Here is a 16,977-nt window from a genome sequence, read left to right as displayed (position 1 = left end):
AACCAAGGAGTGAAATTATTATGTTTTTTAAACAGTTTTATGATCAGCACTTATCACAAAGTTCTTATTTAGTTGGATGCCAGCGTACAGGGGAAGCGATTGTTATTGATCCAAAAAGAGACATTCGTGAATATATTGAAGTGGCAGAAGCTGAAGGCTTAACAATTACGCATGCTGCAGAAACACATATTCATGCAGACTTTGCTTCAGGTATTCGTGATATTGCAGCAAAATTAAAAACAAGAATTTATGTATCTGGTGAAGGAGATGACACTTTAGGCTATAAAAATATGCCGGATGGTACGATATTCGTTAAGGATAATGATGAAATTCATGTTGGCAACGTTTCTCTAAAGGTTATTCATACACCTGGACATACCCCGGAGAGTGTCAGCTTCTTGCTTATAGATAAAGGAGGCGGCTCTTCTGTACCAATGGGATTATTCTCAGGAGACTTTTTATTTGTTGGGGATGTTGGACGCCCAGATTTGCTGGAAAAAGCGGTACAAGTCAGCGGTTCCACAGAAATCGGTGCAAAACAGATGTATCAATCCATTCAGGAGATAACAGCTTTACCTGATTATATTCAAATCTGGCCAGGGCATGGTGCCGGAAGTCCTTGCGGAAAATCACTTGGTGCAGTTCCAATGTCGACATTAGGTTATGAAAAAATAAACAACTGGGCATTTCAAGCACCTGATGAAGCAACATTTATTACAGTATTAACAACAGACCAGCCGGAACCGCCGCATCATTTTGCTCAAATGAAAAAAATTAATCAGTATGGCAGTGACTATTTTAAACCATACATTGTATATCCTGCGGAGGACATAACATTACAAACGTTTGATATTCGCACGCGAAGCGCCTATCACGGCGGACATCAACATAGTACTGTTAATATTCCGTTTGATAAAAACTTTATCAATCAAATCGGCTGGTATTTAGATTATGATCAGCCCATTAACCTTGCAGGTGATAACCAAACAGTCCAAGATGCTGCGCATGTCTTACAATTAATTGGTTTTGACATTGTAAAGGGATATGTAAAACCAGGAGATGAAGTTATTTCTCAGCATGTGCATAGTAAAGATATCACCGGTGAAGAGAAAAATGTGCTGGATGTCCGTAATGATAGTGAATGGAATCAAGGTCATTTAAAACAAGCTGTGCATATACCACATGGTAAATTGTTAGAAAGAGAAGTACCTTTTGATACGAATGAACCAGTATTCGTTCATTGTCAGTCAGGGGTTAGAAGCTCCATTGCAATTGGGCTGTTAGAGAAAAAAGGCTTTAGAAATATCATTAACGTAAAAGAAGGATATAAAGATATTAAGAAGGATTTATAGTAAGGAATAACAGAGAGATGTGTAATCTCCTTCTTTAAAAAATATTTCCATGGCAAAGAAAAACGTTAAAATTAAAAAAGGAAATACTCTCTAATATTCACCTGGGGAGTATTTCCCGCTTATGTTAAATAAAAAATAAATTCTTATTATAGCGTTTTAATACCCGATAAGTTAAAACATTTGGCGTACCTATAGGAGTAATGGTATCTTTGATGAAGAAAGGAGTAATTAGATGAATCATTGGGATGTGAAATTTAATACAAATGAATATGTGTACGGAAAAGAACCGAATGAATTCTTGAAAGAGATGCATAAAAATCATTCGTTTTCAGGCGAAGTTTTAGCAATTGCCGAGGGGGAAGGACGCAATGCAGTATTTTTAGCTGAAGAAGGCTTGGATGTCACTGCATGGGACTCGTCTAAAGAAGGCATCAAAAAGTTGAAAAATCTCGCCGATGAACGAAATGTGCATGTTAATACTGAAATGGTTGACTTAAATCAAGCTGACTGGACTAAAAATAAATGGGATGAAATAGTTTGTATATATGGTCACTTTGATTCAGAGCTGCGTCATAAGGTATTAGAAAATGTGAAGGAGTCTATTAAACCAGGCGGCTATTATGTCTCTGAGGTTTTTTCTATTTACCAAATACCTTATGAGAGCGGCGGTCCGAAAATAGAGGATATGCTATATGACCCTCAAGAAGTGTTAGAAGTCTTTAAAGATTGGAAAATGATTCATTTCTTTATGGGAGAAGTGGAGCGCAGTGAAGGTAATTTTCATAGTGGAACAGCTCATGTTATTCAAATCATTGCTCAAAAGCCAGTTTAAAAAGTAATACCTGCGAAATCTTGGATAAATATGAGGGATTTATAAAATTAATTAGAAAGAGGCGATGTATGGTGGAATATAATAACCAGATGAAAAATCGGATTAAACGTATAGAAGGGCAGCTTAGAGGCGTTTTGAAAATGATGGAAGAGGGTCAAGACTGCCGGGATGTTGTTTCGCAGCTGTCCGCTTCACGAACTGCCATTGATCGTACAATGGGGGTTATTGTTAGCTCAAACCTTGTTGAGTGCGTTCAAAGGGCAGTAGAAGAAGGAGAAGATACCACCGAGTTTGTTGACCAGGCAGTCAACCTATTAGTGAAGAGCCGCTAGGATGAATACTCCCGCCACTTCATTTCTAAAGAAATTTGAAGTGGGGGTTTCTGGGGTGTCGACTTTCAAGATGACGATTAACCGCCAGTGGAGTTGACACATCGGTGTGCTAAAAACACCCAACCCCGCTATCCCATTGGTCCTGCCTTTGGGACTACCTTTTCAGCTTATTTGGTTCACACGTTTGTGTGCCTTGGCTGACATGTTTGGCTTGAACATTTTACGTGGCAAAGCAACGATTTCCGCCACAACCTGCTATGTTCAGTTTTCAAAAAGCGTCTTTCTAGAACATTATAACATACGAACCTAAGTTCGTAAATGCAAAAAGGCGATTCATCTCCCACCTGCTCATTGGATTTCATCCTGTACATTCCTTGAGGTTGGGAATCCTCTCGCCTAATTATGATAGACGAAGATATCCATTCTATCTTAGAAAAATTTTTTAACAATAATAATACACGTACGGGTATATGGTAATAGAAGAGCGTAAGACAATTTAAAAGCTGAAATACCTTTTACTAATTATGATAAAGCAATTGCTGGTCAGACGGAGGAGTAAAAAATGATATATACAATCATAGCGATTTTTGTGCTGCTTGTTATAATACTCAATCAATTGAAACGAAAGGGAATTAAACAAATAACTACGGAGGAATTAAAGCAAAAGCTTAAAAAGAGTGATATACAGCTGATCGATGTTCGAACAAAGGGGGAATTTCAAGCAAATAAAATCAAAGAAGCGAAAAATATTCCTTTAAACGAACTGAACAGCAGATGGAATGAGCTGGTTTCAGATAGAGAAGTATTTGTAATTTGTCAAAGCGGAATGCGCAGTAGCCGTGCTGCATCATTTCTTAAGCGGAAAGGCTTTCAAGCGGTTGTGAATGTACAAGGCGGAATGAGCTCATGGAAGCATTCACAGTGATTGCGGATTCCGGTTATAAATTATTATCATTTCAAGAGTAAGTTTTTCACGGGTCTTTATCACTATATGTATACCCCGCGGAGGAAGCAGAAATGGAGAAGGATGTTATGAAAAGTATACAAGTAAACGAATTAGCGAAAAAAATAAGACAGTGCCAACATATAAACATAATTGATGTTAGAGAAGAGATTGAGGTAGCAGCGGGAAAAATCCCTGAAGCGAAACACATTCCCTTAGGGGAGTTAGCAGATTCATTAGAAAAGCTGGACAAGAATGAACATTATTACTTGGTTTGCCATTCCGGAGGCAGAAGTTCCACCGCATGTGATTTTTTAACTGAACAGGGTTACGATGTAATAAATATCACTGGCGGCATGATGGCTTGGCAGGGTGAAATAGAATAACGGAAGGTGTGATAGCAATGGGGAAGAAAATATTAATTGTTGGAGGAGTTGCTGGCGGAGCATACGTTGCTGCCAGAGTAAGAAGATTAGATGAACATGCCGAAATTATTATGCTTGAAAAAGGTCCGCATGTATCTTTCTCGAATTGCTCCTTACCTTATCATTTAAGTGGAATTGTAGAAGATAGTCAAGATCTTGTTTTAATGAATCCAGATATATTTAAAAACCGATATAATATTGAAGCAAGAGTAAATCAAGAGGTTATGAAAATTAATCGTGATAAAAAAACAATTACTATTAAAGATCTGATTGCGGATAGAACTTACGAAGAACCGTATGATTCTTTAGTTCTTTCACCTGGAGCGAAACCAATTCGGCCAAATTTGGATGGCATCGATCATCCCAACGTGTTCACAGTTCGTAATGTGGTTGATATTGAAAATATGAATGACTTCATAAAGCAAGAAGATATAAAAAATATTGCAGTGATTGGCGGGGGATTTATTGGTGTGGAGATTGCTGAGAATCTAAAGCTGGCAGGCTATCATATATCTTTAGTAGAGTTTGCCAGTCAAGTAATGCCTCCATTTGATTACGATATGGTCCAGATTCTCCATAAAGAAATGGTTGACCAAGGAGTCAATCTTATTTTAGATGACGGCTTAGCAAAAATAGATGCTGGTTTTGTAGAGACCAATTCTGGAAGAAGGATAAAAGCAGAGGCAGTTGTTTTAGCGATTGGTGTCAGACCAGAAACGCGCTTAGCGGAAGAAGCAGGTCTTTAAATCGGTGAAACAGGCGCCATCAAAGTGGATACGAATTACGTTACAAGTGATCCAAATATTTATGCAGTCGGAGATGCCATAGAAGTATACCATCGATTATTACACAAACCGGCCAGGTTAGCACTGGCGGGACCTGCCCAGAAGCAGGCCAGAGCAGCTGCAGATCATATGTATGGAATTCGAAGCAGGAATCAAGGGGTTATTGGCTCTTCCTCTATTCATCTTTTTGATTTAAATGCAGCTTCCACTGGTTTAAATGTCAGAACAGCGGAACAAGCCGGTATATCATCTGATTCTGTCTATGTGATGCCTGGAGATAAAGTAGGTTTGATGCCAAATAGTAATCCAATGCATTTTAAATTAGTATATGAATACCCGCCAGGGCGGATTTTAGGTGCACAAGCGATTGGAAAAGGTAATGTCGATAAACGGATCGATGTCATTGCAACGATAATCACGATGAATGGGACTTTAGATGATTTAAAAGAACTTGAATTAACGTATTCTCCAATGCTGGGAACGGCAAAAGATGTTGTTAATCATGCAGCGCTTGTAGCATTAAATCAATTAGAAGGCCGATATAAAGAAGTAAAGGTTTCCTGTGTACGTGAGTTAGTGGAGAATCATGCTTTTATCATTGATGCCCGTGAAAAAGGAGAGTACAATGCTGGTCATCTAAAACATGCAATAAATATTCCCTTAAGTGAATTTAGAGACAGATTAACAGAAATTCCGAAAGATGAACCTGTATATATACATTGCCGGTCAGGTCAACGAAGCTACAACATGGTAATGGCTCTAAATAACTTAGGTTATGAGAAAGTATATAATATTTCTGGGTCCTATTTAGGCATTAATCTGTATGAATACTTTAATGATTTGTCTATGAATAGAGAGAAGATTGTAACAGCGTATAATTTTAAGTAAAGATAGTTATATTATCATTAGGTATGGAAAGAAAACGCACTTTTTTCTGCTGAAAAAAGTGCGTTTTCCTATTACTATAGATGATTTGGTTTTCATGTAATAACTTGTACAATAAAGCTAAATATATACCATTTTTATCAATTAGATTTTGAGAATAAAAAGAGAATGGATTTAATTTATCACCTATTGAATCAAGAATATTCATAATAAGAATGTTTTCTCATTTTTAATAAAATATTACGTTTCAAAGTAAAATACATGTATTTTACTCAATGAATTAAATTTCCGATGCTAAAGATACTTTTCCTAAAAAGCAGGAAGTTAGATTTGTTATTCGCATAATAATAAGTAAGTAATGCGTTTTTTGGGAGTTGTCATAGCCGCTTTGAAATAATTCACTCTGGCTATTATTAATAAAAAGAATAGAAAATAATATTTTACATATACTACCTGTTGATTAAAATAGATGGACTTTTATTTGTTTGCATACTATATAAGGGTATTTAGAAGCGGATTAGGTTGAATAATCAATAATCCTTGAAACAAGAAAGGAGAATAGATATGGGTAAGACAGCTGAACAAATGGCTCCGATCGAACAGAAGAAAATGTGTTGCGCTGAAGATGGAGAAGATACCAGCACGCATATGACAGATGAGCTTCAGCGAAATTTAATGAATCGCATGAACCGGATTGAAGGGCAGGTCAAAGGTGTTAAACGAATGATTGACCGGAATGTATATTGTGATGATATTTTAACGCAAGTGTCGGCGGTGCAATCTGCATTGCATTCTGTTTCAAGGCTGCTTCTGGAAAGCCATATAAACACATGTGTAATGGATAGGTTAGAGATTAAGGACCCAGAAATTGTTGCAGAGTTTATGACAACTATCTCAAAAATAATGAAGTAAAAATTTTTAACTTGACAATACCTATCTAGGGTATGGTAATATGAAGGTGAATTAAAAATTAGGAGGTAATTTACATGGAAAATAAAACGCTAAATGTTCAAGGAATGTCTTGTGGCCATTGCGTCAACTCAATTGAGGGCAACGTAGGAGAATTGGATGGAGTTGAATCTGTCAAAGTACATTTAGAAGATGGAAAAGTAGACGTAACCTACCATGCTGATAAAGTAAATTTAAAAGAAATTACAGAAGTAATTGAAGAACAAGGCTATGATGTCGCTTAAATAAGAAGGGGATAATCGTGCTTTCAGCAGCACGATTTCCTTTTTGAATTTTTAATACCCCCAAAGGGTATAAGAGAGGTGGAGAAAATGGGAGCACAAAAGGAAGTAAACTTACAAATTCAAGGCATGACCTGTGCAGCATGTGCCAATAGAATTGAAAAAGGGCTCAACAAAATAGAAGGCGTGGAAAATGCAAATGTCAACTTTGCAATTGAAAAAACAAAGGTTGTTTATGATCCTGATAAAACAAATGTGCAGGATTTTGAAGATAAAATTGAAAAATTAGGCTATCATGTTGCGCATGATAAGCAAACATTTGATATATCGGGTATGACCTGTGCAGCGTGCGCCAATAAAATTGAAAAACGATTAAATAAAATGGAAGGTGTTTCTAACGCTTCTGTCAACTTTGCTTTAGAAAACGTAGCAGTAGATTATGACCAAGGCCAAGTTACTGCAGGCGATATGATGGAAGCTGTAAAAAAATTAGGCTACAGCTTAAAAGTGCAATCATCTAAAGAAGAAACAGCAAATAATAAAGGAGAAGAAATTCGACATCAGACAGGGAAATTTATTTTTTCAGCCATTTTAACCCTTCCATTATTATGGACGATGGTGACACACTTTGAGTTTACGTCGTTCATCTATTCACCGGATATGCTGATGAACCCGTGGGTACAGCTGGCATTAGCGGCGCCCGTCCAATTTATTGTCGGTGCACAATTTTATAAATCCGCATATAAAGCATTGAAAAATGGCAGTGCGAATATGGATGTCCTTGTTGCATTAGGAACAACGGTTGCTTTTGTTTATAGTATTTTCCTCGGCTACGAGTGGCAGGTACAAGGGCAGGCGGGTATGCCAGAGCTTTATTTTGAAGCAGCGGCAGTTATTATCACATTAATCCTGCTTGGAAAACTATTTGAAGTTCGTGCCAAAGGAAGAACTGGTCAGGCAATACAAAAGTTGCTTGGGATGCAGGCAAAAACTGCCCGCGTCATCAGAAACGGAGAAGAACAAGAAATTGCAATTGAAGAAGTAATCGTTGGTGATATGGTTATGGTACGTCCTGGTGAAAAAATCCCTGTGGATGGTCAAATCGTAAAAGGGGAATCAGCAGTTGATGAATCGATGATTACTGGGGAAAGTATTCCTGTTGATAAGAAGACAGGAGATGTAGCTATTGGTTCAACCATTAATAAAAATGGCTTGCTGACGATGGAAGCTACCAAGGTTGGTAAGGATACAGCCCTGTCTCAAATTGTAAAGGTAGTTGAGGAAGCACAAGGAAGTAAAGCCGACATTCAGCGTGTTGCTGACAAAGTGTCTGGCGTATTTGTTCCAATCGTTGTGGGAATAGCGCTTGTGACGGGACTTGTATGGTATTTCTTTGTTGCACCTGGCGATTTACGCTCTGCTTTAGTCCCTGCGATTACGGTATTGGTCATCGCCTGCCCATGTGCGCTTGGTCTGGCTACTCCGACATCTGTGATGGCCGGTTCAGGCAGAGCAGCAGAGCTGGGAGTTTTGTTTAAAGGCGGAGAGTATTTAGAAAATACACGTAACCTGAACACAATTGTTTTAGATAAAACAGGAACAGTAACCAAAGGAGAACCTGAATTAACAGATGTTCTGCCTGAGCAAGGATTTACAGAAGAAGAAGTGCTCGCTTTCGTCGCTTCTGCTGAAAATAATTCTGAACATCCATTGGCAGAAGCAATTGTAAAAGGTGCAAAAGCAAAAGGCGTTCAGATTCAAGAAACCGATTCTTTTGAAGCGATACCGGGATACGGTATTCAAGCATCTGTAGATGGGAAAATGATTTTTGTCGGTACAAGAAAGCTAATGAAGCGAGAGAATATTGATGTCTCTTCTGTAGAAGATAATATGGCAGACCTTGAATCAGATGGGAAAACAGCGATGTTAATTGGTTTGGAAAATCAATTAGCGGGTGTTATTGCGGTGGCAGATACTGTGAAAGAGACTTCTAAGACAGCTATCCAAAGAATGCACGAGCAAGGATTAGAAGTCATTATGCTGACTGGAGATAATCAGCGGACAGCTGATGCAATTGGAAAACAGGTAGGAATAGATCGTGTTATCGCAGAAGTCGTTCCCGAGCAAAAAGCAGATGAGGTTAGAAAACTTCAGCAGGAAGGCAAAAAAGTAGCCATGGTTGGTGACGGTGTCAATGACGCACCAGCGTTAGCTGTAGCAGATATCGGCATGGCGATTGGTACAGGAACAGATGTAGCGATTGAAGCAGCGGATATTACGCTGATGCGCGGCGATTTAAATAGCGTAGCAGACAGTGTACAAATTAGTGCAAAAACAATGCGTAATATCAAACAGAACCTGTTTTTTGCTTTTTTCTATAACTCAGCTTCCATTCCAGTCGCAGCAATTGGACTGCTCGCTCCATGGGTTGCCGGAGCAGCGATGGCATTCAGTTCAGTATCCGTTGTACTAAATGCTTTACGATTACAACGATTGAAATTAAAAGGGGGCCAATAATATGTCCATTAAGAAATGGGTTTCCTTAGGGATTATCTATGTAGTGGCTGTTTTCGCAGCGTTTGCGATTATTACTGGGCAAAATCCACTGGCAAGCGGAGAAATGGGACACGATGAACACGCAGATGAGCATGAGCATGAGCATGAAGGGATGGATCATTCAGCTGAAGAAATGTCCAGTTCTGGAGACATCCCTGCAGGTCTTCAAGAAGCAAAGGAACCGACATTTGAAATCGGCAGTGAGGCAATCATAAGTGCCGATCATATGCCAGGAATGGATGGTGCTGTTGCGGAAGTCTCCGGTGCATTTGATACAACGGTTTACACCGTATCTTATACGACAGAAGATGGAAAGAAGATCGAGAATCATAAGTGGGTCATCCATGAAGAGTTGGAAAATCCAGATGCTGCCCCATTAGATCCTGGTACGGAGGTTGTATTGAATGCCGATCATATGGAAGGAATGGACGGTGCTCATGCGGAAATCGATTCGGCAGATGAAATCACTGTCTATATGGTTGATTTTGAAACCACAGATACTGGAGAAGAAGTTCAATACCATAAATGGGTAACAGAGGAAGAGTTATCACCGGCAAATTAAGAGTTACCCTTTTGTAAAAAAGTTCTTCTCATAGAATCTGTTGAGGCAAACGGAAATGCTGTGAATTATCATATGAAAAAATCAAAGGAGGAAGTAAATATGGATCATAGTCATCACCATCACCACCATAATCATTCAGGTGAATCAGAGGTAAAAGTAAATGTAACGTATAAGGACGGAAAAATATCTATCGCCTTAGAGGATAATGCCGGAAAAGCGCCGGAGCTGGCTTTGGCACATGAAAAAGAAATGCATTTTATTATGGTATCGAATGACTTGGAACAGTATTATCATTTGCATCCGGAAAAAGAGCAGGAAGGACTTTATACTATTAACCAGCCTTTAAAGGATGGTACGTACAAAGCCTTTGTTGATATTACATCAAAGGAAAAAGCATATCAGGTAGCTCCAAGTCCAGTTCAGGTTGGAACGGAGGAAACAGGAAAAGCTGTCTTAAAGCCTGACGATGATTGGACAAAAGAAGTAGATGGTAAAACTGTTACGTTAGAGGACGTCAAAGCAGAGACCGGAAAAGCAGTACCTTTAGATTTTAATATGCATGGAGAAACTCCTGAACCGTATTTAGGTGCTTTGGGGCATGTAGTCATTGTAGATGAAGCAGCAGAACAATATATCCATGTTCATCCAGATTCTGACGACACAACGACATTCCATGCTCATTTTCCAAAGCAGGGCATGTATAAAATTTGGTCAGAATTTGAATTTAATAATAAGGTACACACTTATTCATTCAATATTGAAGTAAGTAAATAAGTGATATCATCATACCTGGAGGAGGTAAGTTAATAAATGGCTGCATATCATTTGGAAATTTATACTAGACCAACTTGCTCAGATTGCCAGGATTTGAAAAACTTCTTGGAAGAACATCAAATCCAGCATAAGCAATATGACTTAGCAAAACAGCCTGAAAAAGAGAAGGAATTAAAAAAGATAACAGGAAATAGAATCGTTCCCGGTATTGTTTTTTCTCGATCGTCTATGCTGGGTTTAAGGAAAAAAGCGAAAAGCATGACCGGGTTTGAGCAAAATAAAGAAGAAATCAAAAAGCTGTTAGAAGTCAGCTAAGAGAAAGAAATGGATTCCGTAAAGAGATTTTATTTCTTTATGGAGTCCATTTCTTTTCTGTCATTAAAAATACCTTACCAATGTATTGTATAAAAATGATGAAAAAGTATAAAGAGGGGGGAGTTTATATGGAGAGTGATGGAAAAAAGATTAAAATCGCCGTCAATGGAGGTATCGGATTCGGATCAAAATTAAATGCCAACCAGCTGCTGACCATCTCTAAATATATGGATGCAAATGAAGAGCTGGAATTAACCACTTTTCAACAGCTTTATATCGAAATACCGGAAAACAAAAAAGAAGAAATAATACAAGAATTTAAACATGTTGGGTTATCTTGTTATCCAGTGGGAAATTACGTTAAGAGCTTGAGAACCTGCAATTTTTGTAAAGGAGAAGAGCGGGAAGGGATGCCTGTAGCAAAAGAACTTAATAAGCGATTTGCAGGCAAACAAGTTCCTTTCACACTAAAGATGGCTTATACAGGCTGTCCGATTGGCTGTGGAGAACCAATGGTCAGCGATATAGGCGTTTTGAAATTTAAGGATCAGTACAATTTGTATGTAGGTGGAAAAGGAAATGGATTCGATGCAGAAGTGGGGATGCTTCTGAAAGAGAATCTGGAGCCGGAAGAATTATACGTGATTATAGAGAGAATCATCGATAGCTATGCACAGCTCGGCAAGAAAAGAGAGACTTTCTTTAAATTCTGGAGAAGAATCGGAAAAGAGCGGCTGGTAAATATATAAAGCGAAGCTTCAGGGAGTGTAAACTAAGCTGCATTGTTAGCCGTGTGCTCTTACTTACACAGTTTAGTTTACACTCCCAAATATAATGAAATATACATGGCACAAAGACGTTGCTAATTCTTTCATGGAAGATAGAGACGTCTTTTTCTATTTATTACCATATGTAAGATAAATAAAAATTAGTGGTTTTTGTAAATGAATCCATCTTTATTTGCAACACAAACCTCACTTCCTTATAATTATATTACATAAGTCAGCTACAGACGCTTCATAATCATCCAGCTACCAATAAGTATTATCCGTTTTAATGTTATTTTTTGTATTTTCCTATGCAGTCATTTCTCTATTATGAAAATGGGAAATAACTAGATTAGAAGGATTAATAATTTACCTGGAGGGACGTTTATGTCTTTTAACATCATTCAAGGTGATATTACAAAAGTCAATGCAGCTGCTATTGTAAATCCTGCTAACTCTACTTTGCTTGGAGGAGGCGGGGCTGATGGAGCAATTCACCGGGCGGCAGGACCTGAACTGTATGAGGAATGCCGGAACCTTGGCGGCTGTGAAACAGGTCAAGCGAAAATAACAAAAGGCTATCAGCTGCCGGCTGAATATGTTATCCATACTGTCGGACCAGTTTGGCACGGTGGGCAAAGAAATGAAGAAAAGCTATTGGCCGACTGCTACAAGCATTCGCTTGCTTTAGCGAAGGAGTATCAAATGGAAAGTATTGCTTTTCCGCTTATTTCTTCCGGCGTTTATGGATATCCAAAGGAACAAGCGTTTAACATTGCTGTCTCAGTCATTCATGACTTTTTATCAGAGAATGAGATGCGTGTGTATCTTATTGCGTATGACGAAGAAGCCTTTACCTTGTTTCAAAAATGGTATGCATCCATTGTGGGATAATTCTTATATATAGTACGACAGCCCCTGGAATTAGATGGAATCATCTAACTCCAGGGGCGTTTTGTGTTTGTCGAGGCATTTTATCGTGATACTTTGAGATATCACAATTATTTTAAAGTAATTGTGATAAGATAATAAATAAATTATTTATTTAGACTTTTGGAAAAGTGGTGAAATGAATGGATGAAAACTTTAAGGATATTCATAAAGCAAAAAAACTGCTGGAAATAAATAAAATGCTGACAAAGTCATTAAAAATAGAAGAAATCCTAAAAAGTGTTATTATAGCAGCCACGGAGTTAATTGATGTGTCAGGAGTTTTTATTATCTATTTATATGATGAAAAAACGAAAACACTTAAATTTGCTGAAGGGCAGGATGTGAATAAGGAAGCATTTGAAAAAATTGCATTCGCTCCCGGTGAATCGATTGCTGGCAGGGTGTTTCAAGAAAAAAAGTCAAAACTATTCACTTCGGAAGAAGAAATTGATGACTATATGAAAAATATGACTGCAAAAAATTATCAATATTATTATAAAGGAATCAAAGAAAGAAAAATAAAAAGCACATTTGTTGTTCCGATTGTAAATAAGAACCGCTGCTATGGCATGGTTGTTGTCAATAATTTCAGCCGTAAAAATATATTTACAAAAGAGGATATGCAGGTTATTGAAGTGGTTGCGGATCAAACGGCTATCGCAATCGATAATTCGAATGTTTACCAGGATTTAAAGGAGAAAAATAATTTACTGAGACAATCGTATGCTATTCATAATCAATTTTATGAATTAATTATTGAAGGGCGAGGCATTGAAAATGTCATTTCTTTATTGGAAAAAATTATTGAATCGCCGGTTCAGTTTGATCATGAGATAAAAGAATACGATAAAGAAAATATTTTTCCTATTGTAAGAGGAAATGAAAGGCTGGGATTATTGAAATTTGAAAAAGCCTTTAATGATTTTTCTTATATGAGCAAAATTGCTATTGAACAAGCAAGCCTTCCCATTGCATTAGAATTGGTTAAAAACAATGCGCTTTTTGAAAAAGAAATCCATTTCAGAGAAGAAGTGTTTAATCAGTTAATGGAAGGAATTTCAGATAGAGATCTGCAGCATGCTTTACAATATGTGAAATGGAAGAAAGATTGGACTGTGCAATGTATGATAATGGAAGGGAAGGATAAATCATTATGGCAGCTAGATAAATTAATAGAAAAAGAACGATTTATCCAGTCAATAGAGCGAATTAGTCAGTCACTGGGAATAGACAGTTTAATTTTTACGCGTACCTTTCAGGTAATTGTTATTGTACCGGAGCCAAAAAAGAATCGTTTATATGAGCTTATTAAACAAATAAAAAAATATTGGAATAACATGGAGGTTATTTATGGTATTGGCAGAGAAACGAATATAAAGGAACTGTCTGTTTCCTATCAGGAAGCTATTCGCTCCATTGGATATGCCAAACATCACCAGATGGAGATAGTTGAATATGCTATGCTGGGAGTTGAGAGGCTTTTATATGAAGTAGACGAGGATGTTCTGAAAATGTTTATGCATGATAAGCTGCAGCATTTATATTCTCTGGATGAAAGCTTTATTGAAACACTTCAAGTATTTATCCATTTAAATAAAAATCATAAACTAACTGCTGAGCATTTGCATATACATGCCAATACACTTTACTATCGTTTACGAAAAATAGAGGAAGCATTAGACATTCAATTTGATGATGAGAAGGATTGGATTGATTTCGTGATAGCCTTTCGTCTATATGTGGCGAGCAACAAAAAAGATGGGTAATCTTTGTTGCTCGCCCTATTTAATTTTAAGCGCTTTCATTTTAAGATGAAATATATCAAGTATTCAAAGGAGGCTATTTAGAAATGAGCAATACGTATTTTAATTTTATAAATGGGGAATGGGTTCCATCAAAAACAAATGAAACATACGCAAGCATAAATCCTGCAAAAACAGATGAAATAGTAGGCTTTTTCCAACAATCTAATGAGGAAGATGTCGAGTTAGCTATACAAGCTTCTGAAAACGCTTTTTTAAAATGGTCGCGCACAGCAGCTCCGAAAAGAGGGGATGTCATTTTCAATTTGATTCAGCTTCTTGAAAGCAATAAGGAAGAATTGGCTGTCATTATTACAAAAGAAGTTGGCAAATCACTCCGGGAGGCACATGGAGAAGTACGTAAAACGATTGAGGCGATGAAGCAATTTAGCGGAGAAGCAACCAGACTGACAGGTGAAACCATACCTTCTCAAGATAATGATATCTTCGGCTATACTATTCGAGAACCACTCGGGGTGGTTGGTGTAATAGCTCCTTATAATTTTCCGTTAGGTATCGGGATTTGGAAAATAGCTCCTGCAATTATCGCAGGAAACACCGTAGTCTTTAAGCCTGCAAGCAATACGTCGCTAATTAGTGTGAAAATCATGGAATTATTTGAAGAGGCTGGGGTACCGGCTGGAGTAATTAACATGGTGACAGGACCTGGCGGCGTGATTGGGAGCGCTATTGGAAATCATCCGAAAATCAAGGCTGTATCGTTTACAGGATCAACGGATGTAGGATTGGCGCTTGGAAAAGCTGTAACGGCTCGCGGAGCAAAAATGCAGGCTGAAATGGGCGGAAAAAATCCATCTATTATTCTTGAAGATGCCAATATTGACGAAACGGTTGAAAATCTGGTGATTAGCGGGTTTTTAGATAATGGACAGCGTTGTACAGGGACCAGCCGTGTGATTGTATTAAAGTCTATCGCAAAAGAATTAATTGAAAAATTAGTAAAACGGGCAGAAAAATTAGTTATTGCTGATGGATTTACAGAGAACGTAGATAATGGCCCGGTAATTGATGAAGGACAGTTAAACACCTATTTACATTATGTTCACTCTGCTATAGATGAAGGAGCCACATTGGAATATGGAGGAAAGCGTTTGACAGACGACGGAAAGGACAAAGGATATTTTGTCTTGCCGACCATATTCAGTAATGTAACAAAGGAAATGACGATTAACCGGGAAGAAATTTTTGGTCCGGTAATGGGAATTACAATAGTAGATACGTATGAGGAAGCAATTGAGCTGGCGAATGATAATGAATTTGGGCTTTCGTCAACGATATATACCAATGATATGAATAAAGCGTTTCATTTTATTCGTGAAATTGAATCGGGGGTTACACATGTGAATATACCGTCTAATTATTTTGAAAATCAATATCCATTTGGCGGCAAAAAAGCATCCAGCATTGGTCCTCGTGAACAAGGGTCAACAGCATTAGATTTTTGGACAGAGTATAAAACTGTTTATATTAAAGCATAAAAAGATAATAAACAGACGGCTCATATCCTGGAATGCACATCTATATTCTAATAAACCTGATATTCGCCGTCTGTCTATTATCTAAATGAAGTCAACCAGGAAAGGGAGAGTTTCGTGAAAAATATAGGAATCGTCGGATGCGGATTAATGGGAGCTGGAATTGCTTCCAATTTATTAAAAAAAGATTATCATGTACATGTTTTTGATATTAATGATGAACTTGTACAGGCATTGACGGATAAAGGAGCCATTGGTGCTGAAAATGTTAGAACATTAGCAAAATTGGTTGATGTTATAATTTTATCCCTGCCGTCTCCTTCCGTTATTCAGCAATTAATGACAGATCAAGAGCAGGGAGCATTTTCTGTGATGAAGAAAGGGGCTTATATCTTAGATATGAGCACAAATGATGTAGCAATTACAAGACAATTGCATGAAATCGCTAAAACATATGAAATAGAATATTTTGATTGCCCATTAAGCGGCGGTCCGGAAGGTGCTCATAATGGTACGCTGACGATTATGGCCGGAGGAAGCGAACAAGCTTTTCCAGAGGTATTACCTGTTTTAGAAGCGGTGGGGGAGAATATCGAATACGTAGGGGAAAGCGGTGCAGGACAAATTGTGAAATTGTGTCATAACATGGTGGTTGGAGGAGTAATCACCTTGTTGAGTGAAGCACTTATTACTGGTGAAAAGGCGGGTGTTTCCAAGGAGAAAATTGCTTCTATTTTACAAAATGGATCTGCGCAAACACGTGTAATGGATGTTTTTGGAGCAAATATGTTAAAAGACACATTTAATGATGTGAAATTTTCATTAGCGAATATGATGAAAGATATGAATTTATACCGGGACCTTGCTGAAGGTCAGCAAATCCCGACGGTCTCCAGTCAATCCGCACACCAATTATTTCAAATCGCCAGTTATAACGGGAAGAATCATAAAGATTCTACAGCTGTCTATGAAATGATTGGTCAATTAAGAAAAGTAGAATTGCTGAATAAAAATTAAAAGGAGGGTTC

At 37.7% G+C, this 16,977-nt stretch carries 16 protein-coding genes and 1 pseudogene; all 17 read left to right on the top strand.

Annotated features, from left to right (window positions below; all coding sequences use genetic code 11):
- Positions 1 to 20: 20 nt before the first annotated feature.
- A complete protein-coding gene (cstB, locus tag ACZSMY_RS07980; RefSeq protein ID WP_193063836.1) occupies positions 21 to 1,352 on the top strand; it encodes a persulfide dioxygenase-sulfurtransferase CstB in 1,332 nt (443 codons plus the stop codon).
- A gap of 232 nt (positions 1,353 to 1,584) precedes the next feature.
- Positions 1,585 to 2,184: a class I SAM-dependent methyltransferase gene (locus ACZSMY_RS07975; protein ID WP_465147649.1), complete on the top strand. Its 600-nt coding sequence runs from the start codon at positions 1,585 to 1,587 to the stop codon at positions 2,182 to 2,184.
- A 71-nt stretch (positions 2,185 to 2,255) separates the two neighbouring features.
- Entirely contained in the window at positions 2,256 to 2,516 is a 261-nt protein-coding gene (locus tag ACZSMY_RS07970; protein WP_332094336.1) for a metal-sensitive transcriptional regulator, read from the top strand.
- A 562-nt stretch (positions 2,517 to 3,078) separates the two neighbouring features.
- Positions 3,079 to 3,441, top strand: a complete 363-nt coding sequence (locus ACZSMY_RS07965) for a rhodanese-like domain-containing protein (RefSeq protein ID WP_332094152.1) — start codon at positions 3,079 to 3,081, stop codon at positions 3,439 to 3,441.
- 92 nt (positions 3,442 to 3,533) lie between these two features.
- Entirely contained in the window at positions 3,534 to 3,845 is a 312-nt protein-coding gene (locus tag ACZSMY_RS07960; protein WP_332094151.1) for a rhodanese-like domain-containing protein, read from the top strand.
- Positions 3,846 to 3,862: 17 nt separating this feature from the next.
- A pseudogene (locus ACZSMY_RS07955) lies at positions 3,863 to 5,557 on the top strand (FAD-dependent oxidoreductase).
- A gap of 561 nt (positions 5,558 to 6,118) precedes the next feature.
- Positions 6,119 to 6,466: a metal-sensing transcriptional repressor gene (locus ACZSMY_RS07950; RefSeq protein ID WP_289585318.1), complete on the top strand. Its 348-nt coding sequence runs from the start codon at positions 6,119 to 6,121 to the stop codon at positions 6,464 to 6,466.
- 74 nt (positions 6,467 to 6,540) lie between these two features.
- A complete protein-coding gene (gene copZ / locus ACZSMY_RS07945) occupies positions 6,541 to 6,747 on the top strand; it encodes a copper chaperone CopZ (protein WP_042533234.1) in 207 nt (68 codons plus the stop codon).
- An 87-nt stretch (positions 6,748 to 6,834) separates the two neighbouring features.
- Positions 6,835 to 9,261, top strand: a complete 2,427-nt coding sequence (locus tag ACZSMY_RS07940) for a heavy metal translocating P-type ATPase (protein ID WP_465147648.1) — start codon at positions 6,835 to 6,837, stop codon at positions 9,259 to 9,261.
- A gap of 7 nt (positions 9,262 to 9,268) precedes the next feature.
- Positions 9,269 to 9,862, top strand: coding sequence for a YdhK family protein (locus ACZSMY_RS07935; protein ID WP_465147763.1), 594 nt, complete (start codon positions 9,269 to 9,271; stop codon positions 9,860 to 9,862).
- A 99-nt stretch (positions 9,863 to 9,961) separates the two neighbouring features.
- Positions 9,962 to 10,636, top strand: coding sequence for a hypothetical protein (locus ACZSMY_RS07930; RefSeq protein ID WP_368901357.1), 675 nt, complete (start codon positions 9,962 to 9,964; stop codon positions 10,634 to 10,636).
- A gap of 36 nt (positions 10,637 to 10,672) precedes the next feature.
- Positions 10,673 to 10,951: a glutaredoxin family protein gene (locus tag ACZSMY_RS07925; protein WP_289585322.1), complete on the top strand. Its 279-nt coding sequence runs from the start codon at positions 10,673 to 10,675 to the stop codon at positions 10,949 to 10,951.
- A 128-nt stretch (positions 10,952 to 11,079) separates the two neighbouring features.
- Positions 11,080 to 11,700 carry a nitrite reductase gene (locus tag ACZSMY_RS07920; protein WP_289585323.1) on the top strand — a complete coding sequence of 207 codons (621 nt, stop codon included), beginning with the start codon at positions 11,080 to 11,082 and terminating at the stop codon, positions 11,698 to 11,700.
- A gap of 405 nt (positions 11,701 to 12,105) precedes the next feature.
- Positions 12,106 to 12,612 (top strand): O-acetyl-ADP-ribose deacetylase, encoded by a 507-nt coding sequence (locus tag ACZSMY_RS07915; protein ID WP_042533266.1) that lies wholly within the window; start codon positions 12,106 to 12,108, stop codon positions 12,610 to 12,612.
- Between the two features lie 179 nt (positions 12,613 to 12,791).
- The gene (locus ACZSMY_RS07910; protein ID WP_212928301.1) at positions 12,792 to 14,417 is read left to right on the top strand and encodes a helix-turn-helix domain-containing protein; all 1,626 of its coding nucleotides are present in this window, start codon (positions 12,792 to 12,794) and stop codon (positions 14,415 to 14,417) included.
- 83 nt (positions 14,418 to 14,500) lie between these two features.
- The gene (locus ACZSMY_RS07905) at positions 14,501 to 15,952 is read left to right on the top strand and encodes an aldehyde dehydrogenase family protein (RefSeq protein ID WP_212928302.1); all 1,452 of its coding nucleotides are present in this window, start codon (positions 14,501 to 14,503) and stop codon (positions 15,950 to 15,952) included.
- A 114-nt stretch (positions 15,953 to 16,066) separates the two neighbouring features.
- Positions 16,067 to 16,966 (top strand): NAD(P)-dependent oxidoreductase, encoded by a 900-nt coding sequence (locus ACZSMY_RS07900; RefSeq protein ID WP_465147647.1) that lies wholly within the window; start codon positions 16,067 to 16,069, stop codon positions 16,964 to 16,966.
- Positions 16,967 to 16,977: the final 11 nt, after the last annotated feature.

The organism is Oceanobacillus sp. B139/18 (assembly GCF_055524595.1).
This window is presented reverse-complemented; position numbering and strand designations above follow the sequence as displayed.

What these genes read in the sequence shown, in the direction of transcription:
- cstB (WP_193063836.1), top strand. Translation starts at nt 21, where the DNA reads ATGTTTTTTAAACAGTTTTATGATCAGCACTTATCACAAAGTTCTTAT.
- ACZSMY_RS07975 (WP_465147649.1), top strand. Translation starts at nt 1,585, where the DNA reads ATGAATCATTGGGATGTGAAATTTAATACAAATGAATATGTGTACGGA.
- ACZSMY_RS07965 (WP_332094152.1), top strand. Translation starts at nt 3,079, where the DNA reads ATGATATATACAATCATAGCGATTTTTGTGCTGCTTGTTATAATACTC.
- ACZSMY_RS07960 (WP_332094151.1), top strand. Translation starts at nt 3,534, where the DNA reads ATGGAGAAGGATGTTATGAAAAGTATACAAGTAAACGAATTAGCGAAA.
- ACZSMY_RS07950 (WP_289585318.1), top strand. Translation starts at nt 6,119, where the DNA reads ATGGGTAAGACAGCTGAACAAATGGCTCCGATCGAACAGAAGAAAATG.
- copZ (WP_042533234.1), top strand. Translation starts at nt 6,541, where the DNA reads ATGGAAAATAAAACGCTAAATGTTCAAGGAATGTCTTGTGGCCATTGC.
- ACZSMY_RS07940 (WP_465147648.1), top strand. Translation starts at nt 6,835, where the DNA reads ATGGGAGCACAAAAGGAAGTAAACTTACAAATTCAAGGCATGACCTGT.
- ACZSMY_RS07930 (WP_368901357.1), top strand. Translation starts at nt 9,962, where the DNA reads ATGGATCATAGTCATCACCATCACCACCATAATCATTCAGGTGAATCA.
- ACZSMY_RS07925 (WP_289585322.1), top strand. Translation starts at nt 10,673, where the DNA reads ATGGCTGCATATCATTTGGAAATTTATACTAGACCAACTTGCTCAGAT.
- ACZSMY_RS07920 (WP_289585323.1), top strand. Translation starts at nt 11,080, where the DNA reads ATGGAGAGTGATGGAAAAAAGATTAAAATCGCCGTCAATGGAGGTATC.
- ACZSMY_RS07915 (WP_042533266.1), top strand. Translation starts at nt 12,106, where the DNA reads ATGTCTTTTAACATCATTCAAGGTGATATTACAAAAGTCAATGCAGCT.
- ACZSMY_RS07910 (WP_212928301.1), top strand. Translation starts at nt 12,792, where the DNA reads ATGGATGAAAACTTTAAGGATATTCATAAAGCAAAAAAACTGCTGGAA.
- ACZSMY_RS07905 (WP_212928302.1), top strand. Translation starts at nt 14,501, where the DNA reads ATGAGCAATACGTATTTTAATTTTATAAATGGGGAATGGGTTCCATCA.